Origin of the sequence: Streptomyces sp. SP18BB07 (assembly GCF_036322545.1) — a bacterium.
GTDB classification, from domain to species: Bacteria; Actinomycetota; Actinomycetes; order Streptomycetales; family Streptomycetaceae; genus Streptomyces; species Streptomyces deccanensis.
This window is the reverse complement of record NZ_JAQYWT010000340.1, coordinates 247,395-261,178: the sequence shown is the minus strand read 5'-3', so window position 1 is coordinate 261,178 and position 13,784 is coordinate 247,395. Positions and strand designations below refer to the sequence as shown.

Genomic DNA, 13,784 nt, shown 5'->3' with positions numbered 1-13,784 from the left:
ACCGGGCCAAGGGAGCACAGTCATGGAACTTCACGACGTCTGGTTCGTCCTCATCGCCGTCCTGTGGATCGGCTACTTCTTCCTGGAGGGCTTCGACTTCGGGGTCGGTGTCCTCACCAAACTGCTGGCCCGGAATCGTCCGGAGAAGCGGGTCCTCATCAACACCATCGGGCCCGTCTGGGACGGCAACGAGGTCTGGCTGCTCTCGGCGGGCGGCGCGACCTTCGCCGCCTTCCCCGAGTGGTACGCCACCCTCTTCTCCGGCTTCTATCTGCCGCTGCTGCTCATCCTGGTCTGCCTGATCGTCCGCGGTGTGGCCTTCGAGTACCGGGTGAAGCGGCCCGAGGAGAACTGGCAGCGCAACTGGGAGACGGCGATCTTCTGGACCTCGCTGCTCCCGGCCTTCCTATGGGGCGTGGCCTTCGCCAACATCGTGCGCGGGGTCAAGATCGACCGTGACTTCGAGTACGTGGGCAGCCTCGCCGATCTGCTCAACCCGTACGCCCTGCTGGGCGGTCTGGTCACGCTGACCCTGTTCACCTTCCACGGAACGGTGTTCGTCGGCCTCAAGACCGTCGGGGACATCCGTGAGCGGGCGCGCGAGCTGGCCCTGCGCGTAGGTGCCGTGACGGCAGGACTGGCGCTTCTCTTCCTGCTCTGGACGCAGATCGAGAAGGGTGACGGCGCCTCCCTGGTCGCCGCGGTCGTGGCGATCGCAGCGCTGCTGGTGGCGCTGGCGGCGGTTCGGGCGGGACGCGAGGGCTGGGCGTTCGCCCTGTCGGGGGTCACCATCGTGGCCGCCGTCGCGATGCTCTTCCTCACGCTCTTCCCGAACGTCATGCCGTCCTCGCTGAACGAGGACTGGAGCCTCACGGTCACCAATGCCTCGTCCAGCCCGTACACCCTGAAGATCATGACGTGGTGCGCGGCCATCGCCACCCCGGTGGTCATGCTCTACCAGGGGTGGACCTACTGGGTCTTCCGCAAGCGGATCGGTACACAGCACATCGCCGAGTCGGTGCACTGAATCCCGGCGAGGAGGTGTGTTTGACGATGTTTCACGTGAAACACACATCCCCAGACCGAAGAGGCATGTTTCACGTGAAACATGCCTGCTGAGAAGAGGGTGTTTCACGTGAAACCGATCGACCCACGACTGCTCCGGTACGCGCGCGCCACTCGCCTCTTCCTGGTGGTCGTCGTCGGACTGGGTGTTGCGGGAGCCGCGCTCGTCATCGCGCAGGCCATGCTCATCGCCGAAGTGGTGGTAGGCGCCTTCCAACACGGGATGTCGGTCTCCGAACTTCGGACTCCCCTGCTGCTCCTGGCCGCGGTAGCACTCGGCCGGGCTCTGGTCTCCTGGCTCACCGAGCTGGCCGCTCACCGCGCGAGTGCCGCGGTGAAGTCGGAGCTGCGGGGTCGGCTGTTGGAACGGGCCACCGCCCTGGGCCCCGGCTGGCTGAGCGGGCAGCGCACCGGCTCGCTGGTCGCCCTGGCCACCCGTGGGGTCGATGCGCTCGACGACTACTTCTCGCGCTACCTGCCCCAGTTGGGTCTCGCCGTCGTCGTGCCCGTCGCGGTCCTCGCGAGGATCGTCACCGAGGACTGGGTGTCGGCGGCGATCATCGTCGGAACGCTGCCGCTGATCCCGGTCTTCATGGTGCTCATCGGCTGGGCCACCCGCTCGCAGATGGACCGTCAGTGGCGGCTGCTGTCGCAGCTGTCGGGGCACTTCCTGGATGTTGTCGCCGGACTGCCGACGCTGAAGGTGTTCGGCCGGGCCAAGGCTCAGGCCGAGTCGATCAAGCGGATCACCGGCGAGTACCGACAGGCGACCATGCGGACGCTGCGGATCGCCTTCCTGTCGTCCTTCGCGCTGGAACTGCTCGCGACGATCTCGGTCGCGCTCGTCGCGGTCACCATCGGCATGCGGCTCGTACACGGCGAGATGGACCTGTACATCGGTCTGGTGATCCTCGTCCTGGCTCCCGAGGCGTATCTGCCGGTGCGGCAGGTGGGTGCCCAGTTCCACGCGGCCGCCGAGGGGCTCGCGGCGGCCGAGGAGATCTTCGAGGTCCTGGAGACGCCGGTGCCGGCGTCCGGGACCGGAGAAATACCGCCTGCGGGCGATCTCCGCTTCGACGGGGTGACCGTCCGCTATCCCGGCCGGTCGTACGACGCCGTCACGAACGTCTCCTTCACCGTGGCACCCGGCGAGACGGTGGCCCTCGTCGGGCCGAGCGGTGTGGGCAAGTCGACCCTGCTGAACGTCCTGTTGGGGTTCACCGAGGCCACGGCGGGTTCCGTGCGGGTCGGTGGAGCCGATCTCGCCCAGCTCGACCTGGACGCGTGGCGAGCGCGAGTGGCCTGGGTGCCGCAGCGGCCGCACCTGTACGCCGGGACGATCGCCGAGAACGTCCGGCTGGCCCGGCCGGACGCGGACGACGCGGCGATACGGCAGGCGCTCACCGACGCGGGAGCGCTCGACTTCGTGGACGCCCTGCCCGCCGGGGTCGACACGGTCCTCGGTGAGGACGGCGTGGGGCTCTCCGCCGGACAGCGACAACGCCTCGCCCTCGCCCGGGCGTTCCTCGCCGACCGGCCCGTGCTGCTCCTCGACGAGCCGACGGCCTCGTTGGACGGGGAGACGGAGGCGGAGGTCGTCCAGGCGGTACGGCGGCTGGCGGTGGGCCGGATCGTGCTGCTGGTGGTCCACCGCCCGGCCCTGCTGGGGGTGGCGGACCGGGTGGTGCGGCTGGAGGAGGCCTCGGGGCACGGGGCGGCACCGGCCGCCGAGCGTGACCGAGCGGTCGCCGTGTCCGCTCTGCCGGAACGACAGGACGCGCTGGGGCCGGCGCCCGGGGAAGACCTGCCGCTGGAGCGGAGCGGGGGCGTGCTGACCCGGGTCCGTCGGATGGCCGGGCCGCGACGGGGACGGCTGGCCCTCGCGCTGCTGCTCGGCAGCCTCGCGCTGGGCAGCGCGGTCGGGCTGATGGCGACCTCCGGATGGCTGATCTCGCGGGCCTCGCAGCAGCCCCCGGTGCTGTATCTGATGGTCGCGGTGACGGCGACGAGGGCGTTCGGGATCGGACGGGCGGTGTTCCGGTACACCGAGCGGCTGGTCTCGCACGACGCCGTGCTGCGGATGCTGGCCGACACGAGGGTGGCCGTCTACCGGCGGCTGGAGCGGCTCGCCCCCGCCGGACTGCGGACGATCCGACGGGGCGACCTGCTCTCACGGCTGGTCGCCGATGTGGACGCGCTGCAGGACTACTGGGTGCGTTGGCTGCTGCCCGCGGGTGCCGCGGTGACCGTCTCCGCCGCCTCCGTCGGGTTCACCGCGTGGCTGCTGCCCGAGGCGGGAGCCGCTCTGGCCGTCGGTCTGCTCGCCGCCGGTGCCGGGGTTCCTCTCGTGACCGGTGCCGTGGCCCGGCGGGCGGAGTACCGGCTGGCGCCGGCCCGTGGGGTGCTGGCCACCCGCGTGGCCGATCTGCTCACCGGCACCGCAGAGTTGGCGGTCGCGGGCGCCCTGCCCGCGCGTACGGCGGAGGCGCGCCGGGCCGACCAGGTGCTGACCCGGATCGCCTCCCGGGCCGCCACGGCGACCGCGCTCGGCGACGGGCTCACCGCGCTCGTCTCCGGGCTCACCGTGGCCGCCACCGCGCTCTTCGGCGCGCAGGCGGTCGTCGACGGGCGGCTGAGCGGCGTGGCCATGGCCGTCGTCGTGCTCACCCCGCTGGCCGCGTTCGAGGCGGTACTGGGGATGCCGCTCGCCGTCCAGTTCCGCCAGCGGGTGCGCAGGAGCGCGGAGCGCGTGTACGAGGTGCTGGACACACCCGATCCCGTTCGTGAACCGGAGGAGCCGGCCGAGGCGCCGCTGTCGCCGTTCCCGCTACGGCTCGAAGGGCTCGGCGCACGGTACGCAGGGCAGGACCGGAACGCGCTCACCGCGCTGGACCTCACCCTGGAGGAGGGCCGCAGGGTCGCCGTGGTCGGTGTCTCGGGTGCGGGCAAGACGACGCTCGCGCAGGTGCTGCTGCGGTTCCTGGACCCGCGCGAGGGGACCTACACGCTGGGCGGCGTGGACGCGGGCACGCTCGACGGGGACGCCGTACGGCGGCTCGTGGGGCTGTGCGCCCAGGACGCGCACCTCTTCGACAGTTCGGTGCGGGAGAACCTGCTGCTCGCGAGGAAGGACGCCGGCGAGGCGGAGCTGCGGGACGCGCTCGCGCGGGCACGACTGCTCGACTGGGCCGACGAACTGCCCGACGGGCTCGACACCTTGATCGGGGAGCACGGGGCACGGCTGTCCGGCGGCCAGCGTCAGCGGCTCGCTCTCGCCCGCGCGCTGCTGGCCGATTTCCCGGTGCTCGTTCTCGACGAGCCCGCGGAGCACCTGGACCTGCCGACGGCCGACGCGCTCACCGCGGACCTGCTGGCCGCGACCGAGGGCCGTACGACCCTGTTGATCACCCATCGGCTGGCCGGCCTCGACGCGGTGGACGAGGTCGTCGTCCTGGCGGAGGGACGCGTCGCTCAGCGCGGTACCTACGCGGAACTGGCCCTGGTGGACGGCCCCTTGCGGGAGATGCTGGAACGGGAGGCGGCGGGGGAACTGCTGGCCGGTGTCTGAGCGCCGCGCGGCTTCGCCGGGGCTTCCGCAACGGTGACCGACGGTCGGCCGGTGTCCGGTCGGCCGCCGCGGTGCAGCTGACCGGGCCCGTTCGGTGCGGGGGCTGCCTCGGTCGCGAGGACCCGCGCCGACCGCCTCAGTCTCGGTCGCGAGAGTCCGTGCCGACCGCCTCAGTCTCGGTCGCGAGAGTCCGTGCCGACCGCCTCACCGTCTAGGTCGCACGGATCCGCGCCGAACGCCCCACCGTCCGGACCCTGTTCGGCTCCATTTCTTGGCCCGTCCGGGGCATGGTGTCCCCCGGCCGTACGACGCGAACAGGACTCTGGCGCGGGGCAGGTCCACGATCGCTGCTATGCGCTTCTCTCGCCGACACTCGCTGTTCGTCGCCGTGGTGCTGTGCGCCTCGGCCACTGTCGTGGCCCGGCCCGCGGCGGCCGACAGCGATCGCGGCGGGACCCAGGCCGCACCCGCCGAGGAGGGCATCAGCGCGCGGGTGGCGCGACTGTTCGAGGAGGCGGCGGTCGCCACACAGCGGTACGAGGCGGGGCGGCAGGCGGCGGAGGCGCAGAAGACGAAGACGGAGCGGTTGGAGAGGCTGCTCACGCGGGAGCGGAAGCAGATCGCCGTGCTCAACGCCGACCTCGGCCGGATCGCGCGGGCCCAGTACCGCGAGGGCGGCGGGGTGCCGTACACCGCACAGATGCTGTTCGCGGAGGACCCCGACGAGCTGATGCGAGGTCAGCGGGCGGCCTGGCAGGCCGATCTGGCCGTCAACAACGCCGTGGCCAAGAGCCGTCGCGCGGAGACGCGGCTCGCCGCGGACGAGGCGAAGGCGGCCACGGCGTGGCGCGCGCTGGAGGAGTGGAAGACCGGGCTCTCCGGGATCAAGAAGGCGATCGAGCAGAAGCTCGAAGTGGCGCAGTGGACGCTCCAGGGCCAGGCCGACGAAGCGGTCGCGGCCGGAGCCTGTCGGGGAGCCGTCCGCCTGGACCAGCCGGACGGCGAGCCGTCGGCCGCGTGGGTCGCCCCGGTGGCCACGTACGAACTCTCCGCCGGCTACGGCAGCGGTGGTGAGCGCTGGGCCGGTCAGCACACCGGGCAGGACTTCGCGGTGCCGATCGGCACGCCGGTGCGAGCGGTCGGTGCGGGACGCGTGGTGAAGGTGTCGTGCGGGGGCGCCTTCGGCATCCAGATCGTCGTCGAGCACGCGGACGGCTACTTCACGCAGTACGCGCACCTCGCCGCCGTCACCGTCGACCAGGGGGACCGGGTGCGCCCGGGTCAGTGGATCGGCCAGTCGGGCACCACCGGCAACTCCACCGGCCCCCACCTGCACTTCGAGGTACGGGTCACCCCGGAGCTGGGCTCGGGTGTGGACCCCGTGCCGTGGCTGCGGAAGCGCGGGGTGAAGTTGTAGGAAGTGTTCAGCAGGTCTCGCTACAGCCGCTCCGCCAGGAGCCGCTCGATCACGACCGCCACCCCGTCGTCGTTGTTGGCCACGGTCCGGCCGGAAGCCGCCGCGAGGACGTCCGGGTGCGCGTTGCCCATGGCGTAGGACTGGCCGGCCCAGGTGAGCATCTCGACGTCGTTCGGCATGTCCCCGAAGGCGACGACCTCTTCGTGCGAGATACCGCGCTCGGCGCAGCACAGGGCGAGGGTGCTGGCCTTGGAGACGCCCGGGCCGCTGATCTCCAGCAGGGCGCTGGGGCTGGAGCGCGTGATGGTGGCACGGTCGCCGACGGCGATGCGCGCGGTGGCGAGGAAGTCGTCGGGGTCGATCGACGGGTGGTACGCGAGGATCTTCAGCACCGGTTCGTGATCGGCCACACCACCGGCGGCCAGCAGTTTCTCGGCGGGCGCCAGGGTGTCGGGGACCTCCATGTGGAGCTTGGGGTAGTCGGGCTCCTGGTTGAAGCCGTACGTCTGCTCGACCGCGTACACCGTGCCCGGCGCGGCCTCACGCAGCAGCCGTACGGCGTCGAGGGCGTTCTCGCGGGGCAGTTCGCGGACCTTGACGAAGCGGTGGGCGCCGGGCCCGCCGTGCAGGTCGACCACGGCGGCACCGTTTCCGCAGATCGCGAGGCCGTGACCGTGGACGTGCTCGCTGACGACGTCCATCCAGCGGGCCGGGCGGCCGGTGACGAAGAAGACCTCGACGCCCGCCTCCTCCGCGGCCGCGAGGGCGGCGACGGTGCGGGGCGAGACCGACTTGTCGTCGCGGAGCAGGGTGCCGTCGAGGTCCGTGGCTATGAGCCGGAGCGGGACGGTCGGGGCCGGGGTCTCGGGCTGTCGCGTCGCTGAGGTCACGGGCCCCATTGTCGCGCATATGCGTGCACGGTCGTGCGGGTGCCCGCACAAGTGAGTGATCGTGGGACCCGCAGCTCCGCTGGCCGGCCTGTTGCCGGCGGCAGTTCCCGCACTTCTCCGAGCTGTGCACTCTGCCCGGCCGCGCCGGCTGTGGAGCGCGTCACGCCAACTGGGCCGGGGCCTCCATGGCGATCCGCTCGAAGACCTTCTCGTCCGCGGCGAAGTCCGAGTCCGGGATCGGCCAGTGGATCACGAGGTCGGTGACACCCAGCTCGGCGTGGCGGCCCGCGAAGTCCACGAAGGCGTCGAGGGACTCCAGGGGGCGGCCTCGGTCCGGTGTGAAACCGGTGAGGAGGATCTTGTCGAGCCGGGCCGCGTCGCGGCCGACCGCGGCGGCCGTGTCGGCCAGCTTGTCGACCTGTCCACGAATGGCCTGAACCGACTGCTCGGGCGTGCCCGACTCGAACAGCTTGGGGTCCCCGGTGGTCACCCAGGCCTGCCCGTACCGGGCGGCCAGCCGCATCCCGCGCGGCCCGGTGGCGGCCACCGCGAAGGGCAGCCGGGGGCGCTGGACGCAGCCGGGGATGTTGCGCGCCTCATGGGCGGAGTAGTAGTCGCCCTCGTACGAGACGGAGTCCTCGGTGAGCAGCCGGTCGAGCAGGGGGACGAACTCGGCGAGACGGTCGGCGCGCTCACGCGGCGTCCACGGTTCCTGGCCGAGCGCGGTGGCGTCGAAGCCGGTTCCGCCCGCGCCGACGCCCAGGGTGAGCCGGCCGCCGGAGATGTCGTCGAGGGAGATCAGTTCCTTGGCGAGGGTCACCGGGTGCCGGAAGTTCGGCGAGGTCACCAGCGTGCCGAGGCGGATACGGTCGGTGACGGCGGCCGCCGCGGTCAGGGTGGGTACGGCGCCGAACCACGGCCCGTCCCGGAAGGTCCGCCAGGACAGGTGGTCGTAGGTGAACGCGGTGTGGAACCCGAGCTGCTCGGCCCGCTGCCACATGTCACGGCCGCCCTCGTGCCAGCGGAGGTACGGCAGGATCACGGTGCTCAGACGCAGACTCATACCCCGAGCGTAAGGGCACCCGCCGAGTGGTCCCACTCAGTGCGACTCCGGGAACCGCAGGTACCGGGGCGGGACCGCCTCGGTCAGCCACACCCCGTTGTCGCTGACCCGGAAGACATGGCCGTCGCGGTGCATGGCGCCCGAGTCCACGGACAGCACCACGGGTCGGCCGCGGCGGGCGCCGACGCGGGTGGCGGTCTCGCGGTCGGGTGAGAGGTGCACGTCGTGGCGGTTCATGGCGCGCAGCCCTTCGGCGCGGATCGCGCCCAGGAAGGCCGCCACGGTCCCGTGGTAGAGGTACGGGGGTGGGGTCGCGGGAGGCAGCCCCAGGTCGACCTCGACGGTGTGGCCCTGGTTGGCGCGGATCCGGTCTCCCTCGACCGCGAAGCGTCGCTTGTCGTTGGCCTCGACCACATGGTCGAGCTCGGCCCTGGTGAAGGGGAAACCGTGGGCGGCGGCCGCCTCCATGAGCGTGTCGATCCCCACCCAGCCGCCCTCGTCGAGCGCGAGCCCGATCCGCTCCGGCTGGTGTCTCAGGTGTTTCGAGAGGTACTTCGACACTCTCACGGTACGTCGTTCGTTCATCTCGCCAGCGTGCCTGGCGAGACCCGCGTCACGCACTTGATTTTGCCGTGGATGTTTGATCCACAGACAAGTGGAGTTATCCACAGGGGAATTGAAGATTCTGTGGACAACGACCCGCCGAATTCAGGGTTGTCGCGAGCGGCACCCGCGAGATCCGTACGGCCCGCTCGTCCTTCTCGGTACCGGGGCTCACAGCGGCGGCTCAAGGCGGGCGAGGGCGCGCAGGGCTCGGGGGGTGAACCGGGCCATGAAGCGACCGCCGCGGGCTTCCGGGGTGACGGGGACGACCGCCTGGTTCCGGACGACCGCGCGCAGGACGGCCTCCGCGACCTTCTCCGGCGGGTAGTTCCGCAGTCCGTAGAGCTTCGCGGCCCTGCGCTGCCGGCGCTTCTCCTCCGCCGCGTCGACGCCCGCGAAGCGCGCGGTCGAGGTGATGCCGGTGTTGACGATGCCGGGACAGATCGCCGACACCCCGATGCCCTGCCCGGCCAGTTCCGCGCGCAGGCACTCGCTCAGCATCAGGACCGCCGCCTTGGAGGTGCTGTACGCGGGCAGCGACCGGGAGGGCAGATACGCCGCGGCCGAGGCGATGTTGACGATGTGGCCGCCCTGGCCGCGCTCGGTCATCTGCCTGCCGAAGAGCCGGCAACCGTGGATCACGCCCCACAGGTTGACGTCGAGGACCTTGCGCCACTCCTCGAAGGTCGTGTCCAGGAAGGACCCGGACAGCCCGATCCCCGCGTTGTTCACCAGGACGTCGACCACTCCGTGCTCGGCGGCGACCTTCTTCGCGAGCTTCTCCATGGCCTGCTCGTCCGAGACGTCGACCGTCTCCGCCCAGGCTTCGGGCGCTCCGACCTGCCGGGCCGACTCCGCGGTCCGTGCCGCTCCTTCGGCGTCCAGGTCGACGGCGACGACGCGTGCCCCCGCCTCGGCGAACGCGAGGGCTGTGGCCCGGCCGATGCCGCCGGCCGCGCCGGTGACCAGCACCAACTGCCCGCCGAAGCGGTCGGTGTGCCGCCCGGTGGCCATCGGCGTCCGGCGCCCTTCCTCGGTCGCCGTGACGAACTCGGTGATCCAGGCGGCCAGCTGATCGGGCCGGGTGCGCGGTATCCAGTGCTTGGTCGGCAGAGTGCGGCGGGTGAGCCGCGGAACCCATGACTCCAGGTCGTCGTGGAGCCGCTCGGAGAGGAACTGGTCGTCCAGGGGCGTGATGAGCTGCACGGGCACGTGGGCGTACGCGTCGTCCCGGGGGTCGGCCAGACGGGCTCGCATGTTGTCCCGGTACAGCCAGGCCCCGTGCGCGGCGTCGGTGGGCAGCGACGCGCTGGGGTAGTCGCCCCGGGGCAGCTTCTCGGCTCTGCGGACCAGGCCGGGCCACCACTTGCCGAGGGGGCCGCGCCAGGCGAGCTCGGGCAGTACGGGGGTGTGCAGCACGTAGACGTACCAGGATCTGGCCCCCTGGCCGAGGAGTTGACCGATCCGACGCGGGGTGGGGCGCTTCACCCGCCGCTTGATCCAGTGCCCCATGTGGTCGAGGGAGGGGCCGGACATCGAGGTGAAGGACGCGATGCGCCCCTCGGTGCGCTCGACCGTCGCGAACTCCCAGCCCTGGACCGACCCCCAGTCGTGTCCCACCAGGTGCACGGGGCGGTCCGGGCTGACGGCGTCCACGACCGCCAGGAAGTCGTCCGTCAGCTTCTCCAGCGTGAATCCCCCGCGCAGGGGCTCCGGAGCCGTGGAACCGCCGTGGCCGCGGACGTCGTACAGCACCACGTGGAAGTGCTCCGCGAGCCGTACGGCGACCTCGGACCAGACCTCCTTGGAGTCGGGATAGCCGTGCACGAGCACCACGGTCGGCCGCCCGGGATCGCCGAGTTCTGCGACGCACAACTCGACTCCGTCGGCGCGCACCCTGCGCTCCCGCGCATCTTTGAGCGTCCCGGCATCCGCCATGTCTCCCCCTTCGGGCCTCGGCAGCCGCTGCCGCGCCCGTCCTCGTACCCACCCTGGTCGACTACGTTCCGTGATCGTCATGTGACGTAGGCGAATGTGCCAGCGATCGATGGCTGCGTCAATGGGGGTGCGCGCGGGCTGTGGACAACCCCGCGACTGCGGGCCGCTCCGGAGATATGAAGAAAGGAGCGGACGCGGGCACGAAACCGCGACGTCGGTCGTTCCCTCTCCTGACGGCCCCTCGCGCGCGGCTCGGCTCTGTCCACCTGTTCGACCTCAGGGTGACCCCTAGGGGGACCGGCGATGGATGCCCCCTAGGAGCCCGTACGACTCGAGGGTGAGACCGAGACAGCTCTGCGGGCTGACGACCGCGGTGGCCCACGCCCCTAATGTCTAAATCGTGACTGTGATCGCGACCGAAAGCCTGAGCAAGCGGTTCCCGAGGGTGACCGCTCTTGACCGGCTCTCCGTGGACATCGGACCCGGTGTGACCGGACTCGTCGGTGCCAATGGCGCCGGCAAGTCCACACTGATCAAAATCCTGCTGGGTCTGTCCCCCGCCTCGGAGGGCCGCGCGGAGGTGCTCGGCCTCGACGTCGCCACCAAGGGCGGCGCCATTCGCGAGCGCGTGGGGTACATGCCGGAGCACGACTGCCTGCCGCCCGACGTCTCGGCCACCGAGTTCGTCGTGCACATGGCCCGCATGTCCGGCCTCCCGCCGACCGCCGCGCGTGAGCGCACCGCGGACACCCTGCGGCACGTCGGTCTGTACGAGGAGCGGTACCGCCCCATCGGCGGCTACTCCACCGGCATGAAACAGCGGGTGAAACTCGCCCAGGCCCTGGTGCACGACCCGCAGCTGGTCTTCCTGGACGAGCCGACCAACGGCCTGGACCCGGTCGGCCGGGACGAGATGCTCGGCCTCATCCGCCGCATCCACACCGACTTCGGCATCTCCGTCCTGGTCACCTCCCATCTGCTCGGCGAACTGGAGCGCACCTGCGACCACGTGGTCGTGGTCGACGGCGGCAAGCTCCTGCGGTCCAGCTCCACCAGGGACTTCACCCAGAGCACGGCGACCCTCGCGATCGAGGTCACCGACAGCGACGAGCACCCGGACGGCACCGGCGCACTGCGTCAGGCCCTCCACGCGCGCGGGGTCACCGTCTCCGACGGCAGCGGCCTCCCGGGCGCCGGGCACATCCTGCTGCTCACCGCCCAGGGTGACGAGACCTACGACCTGATCCGCGACGTCGTCGCCGACCTGGGCCTCGGCCTGGTCCGCATGGAGCAGCGCAGGCACCAGATCGCGGAGGTCTTCCAGGACAACGAGGAGCAGCAGGGCACGCGTAGCGCCCAGGACGCAGGAAAGGAGGCGGTCGGCCATGGCGGTTGAGCAGCACGGTGCACCGGCACCGTCCCTCGACGGCGGACAGCCCGCCCGCACGGGCGAGCAGAGCCGTATCCACAACATCGGATACCGCTCCTACGACGGCCCCCGCCTCGGTCGCGCCTACGCCCGGCGCTCGCTGTACTCGCAGTCCCTGCGCGGCGCGTACGGACTGGGCCGCTCGGCCAAGTCCAAGGTGCTGCCCATGCTGCTGTTCGCGGTGATGTGCGTGCCGGCGGCCATCATGGTGGCGGTCTCGGTGGCCACGCAGGCCAACGACCTGCCCGTCAAGTACACCGACTACGCGGTCATCATGCAGGCCGTCATCGGCCTGTACGTCGCCTCCCAGGCACCCCAGTCGGTCTCGCGCGACCTGCGCTTCAAGACCGTCCCGCTGTACTTCTCGCGCCCGATCGAGACCGCCGACTACGTCCGCGCGAAGTTCGCGGCGCTGACCTCGGCGCTGTTCATCCTCACCGCCGTGCCCCTGCTCGTGCTCTACGTCGGCGCGCTGCTGGCCAAGCTCGACTTCACCGACCAGACCAAGGGATTGGCACAGGGACTGGTGTCCGTGGCGTTGCTGTCGCTCCTCTTCGCGGGCATCGGCCTGGTGATCTCGGCGGTCACCCCGCGGCGGGGCTTCGGCATCGCGGCCGTCATCGCCGTTCTGACGATCTCCTACGGCGCTGTGTCCGTCGTCCAGGCCATCGCCACCGAGCAGAACAGCTCGGACGCGGTGCCGTGGCTCGGCTTCTTCTCGCCCATCACGCTCATCGACGGCGTGCAGACCGCCTTCCTGGGCGCCACCTCCGCCTTCCCCGGCGGGCACGGGCCCTCCGACGGGCAGGGAGCCCTCTACGTCCTCGTCGTCCTGGGTCTCATCGCCGGCTCCTACGGCCTGCTGATGCGCCGCTACCGAAAGGTCGGGCTGTGACCACGCTCAACATCGACCACGTCTCCCGCTGGTTCGGCAACGTGGTGGCGGTCAACGACGTCACGATGACGATCGGCCCCGGTGTCACCGGCCTGCTCGGCCCGAACGGCGCCGGCAAGTCCACCCTCATCAACATGATGGGCGGCTTCCTCGCCCCCTCCACGGGCTCCGTCACCCTCGACGGCACACCGGTGTGGCGCAACGAGCAGATCTACAAGCACATCGGCATCGTCCCCGAGCGCGAGGCGATGTACGACTTCCTCACCGGCCGCGAATTCGTCGTCGCCAACGCCGAGTTGCACGGCCTCGGGGCGACGGCGGCCCAGCGGGCGCTGGCCACGGTGGAGATGGAGTACGCGCAGGACCGCAAGATCTCGACGTACTCCAAGGGCATGCGCCAGCGCGTGAAGATGGCGTCGGCGCTGGTCCACGAACCGTCACTGCTGCTGCTGGACGAGCCGTTCAACGGAATGGATCCGCGCCAGCGCATGCAGCTCATGGACCTGCTGCGGCGGATGGGCGACGAGGGTCGCACGGTGCTGTTCTCGTCCCACATCCTCGAAGAGGTCGAGCAGTTGGCGGCCCACATCGAGGTGATCGTCGCCGGACGGCACGCGGCGAGCGGTGACTTCCGGCGCATCCGCCGACTGATGACCGACCGCCCGCACCGCTATCTGGTGCGCTCCAGCGACGACCGGGCCCTGGCCGCCGCGCTGATCGCCGACCCGTCGACCGCCGGGATCGAAGTGGATCTGGCCGAGGGCGCGTTGCGTGTCCAGGCCGTCGACTTCGGCCGGTTCACGACCCTGCTGCCGAGGGTGGCCCGGGACCACGGCATCCGTCTGCTCACGGTCTCGCCGTCGGACGAGTCCCTCGAGTCCGTCTTCTCGTATCTCGTCGCGGCGTAGGAGGCCGA

General features: G+C 71.1%; 10 protein-coding genes. 6 read left to right on the top strand and 4 right to left on the bottom strand.

What is annotated here, in order from left to right; all coding sequences use genetic code 11:
- Window positions 1-22 precede the first annotated feature (22 nt).
- From cydB to PUR53_RS29280, 3 genes are all read left to right on the top strand, one after another.
- Entirely contained in the window at window positions 23-1,027 is a 1,005-nt protein-coding gene (gene cydB, locus PUR53_RS29290; RefSeq protein WP_329910185.1) for a cytochrome d ubiquinol oxidase subunit II, read from the top strand.
- Between the two features lie 99 nt (window positions 1,028-1,126).
- Window positions 1,127-4,633, top strand: a complete 3,507-nt coding sequence (gene cydD / locus PUR53_RS29285; protein WP_329910184.1) for a thiol reductant ABC exporter subunit CydD — start codon at window positions 1,127-1,129, stop codon at window positions 4,631-4,633.
- Between the two features lie 352 nt (window positions 4,634-4,985).
- Window positions 4,986-6,050, top strand: coding sequence for a M23 family metallopeptidase (locus tag PUR53_RS29280; protein ID WP_329910183.1), 1,065 nt, complete (start codon window positions 4,986-4,988; stop codon window positions 6,048-6,050).
- 20 nt (window positions 6,051-6,070) lie between these two features.
- Here the strand turns inward: PUR53_RS29280 and PUR53_RS29275 are convergent, their stop codons facing one another.
- From PUR53_RS29275 to PUR53_RS29260, 4 genes are all read right to left on the bottom strand, one after another.
- Window positions 6,071-6,940, bottom strand: coding sequence for an HAD family hydrolase (locus PUR53_RS29275; protein ID WP_329910182.1), 870 nt, complete (start codon window positions 6,938-6,940; stop codon window positions 6,071-6,073).
- Between the two features lie 160 nt (window positions 6,941-7,100).
- The gene (locus PUR53_RS29270) at window positions 7,101-8,003 is read right to left on the bottom strand and encodes an LLM class flavin-dependent oxidoreductase (protein ID WP_329901858.1); all 903 of its coding nucleotides are present in this window, start codon (window positions 8,001-8,003) and stop codon (window positions 7,101-7,103) included.
- A 36-nt stretch (window positions 8,004-8,039) separates the two neighbouring features.
- Entirely contained in the window at window positions 8,040-8,588 is a 549-nt protein-coding gene (locus PUR53_RS29265) for an RNA 2'-phosphotransferase (protein WP_329901859.1), read from the bottom strand.
- Window positions 8,589-8,777: 189 nt separating this feature from the next.
- Window positions 8,778-10,544 (bottom strand): SDR family oxidoreductase, encoded by a 1,767-nt coding sequence (locus tag PUR53_RS29260; RefSeq protein WP_329910181.1) that lies wholly within the window; start codon window positions 10,542-10,544, stop codon window positions 8,778-8,780.
- 406 nt (window positions 10,545-10,950) lie between these two features.
- Here PUR53_RS29260 and PUR53_RS29255 point away from each other — a divergent pair, with 406 nt between their 5' ends.
- The 3 genes from PUR53_RS29255 to PUR53_RS29245 are packed head-to-tail and all read left to right on the top strand — an operon-like array spanning window position 10,951 to window position 13,776.
- A complete protein-coding gene (locus tag PUR53_RS29255; protein ID WP_329910285.1) occupies window positions 10,951-11,940 on the top strand; it encodes an ABC transporter ATP-binding protein in 990 nt (329 codons plus the stop codon).
- Window positions 11,930-12,868: an ABC transporter permease subunit gene (locus PUR53_RS29250; RefSeq protein WP_329910180.1), complete on the top strand. Its 939-nt coding sequence runs from the start codon at window positions 11,930-11,932 to the stop codon at window positions 12,866-12,868. The genes PUR53_RS29255 and PUR53_RS29250 overlap by 11 nt, the downstream gene beginning before the upstream one ends.
- Complete coding sequence (locus PUR53_RS29245) at window positions 12,865-13,776, top strand: ABC transporter ATP-binding protein (RefSeq protein ID WP_239755797.1); 912 nt, start codon at window positions 12,865-12,867, stop codon at window positions 13,774-13,776. Before PUR53_RS29250 ends, PUR53_RS29245 begins: the two co-directional genes overlap by 4 nt.
- Window positions 13,777-13,784 lie beyond the last annotated feature (8 nt).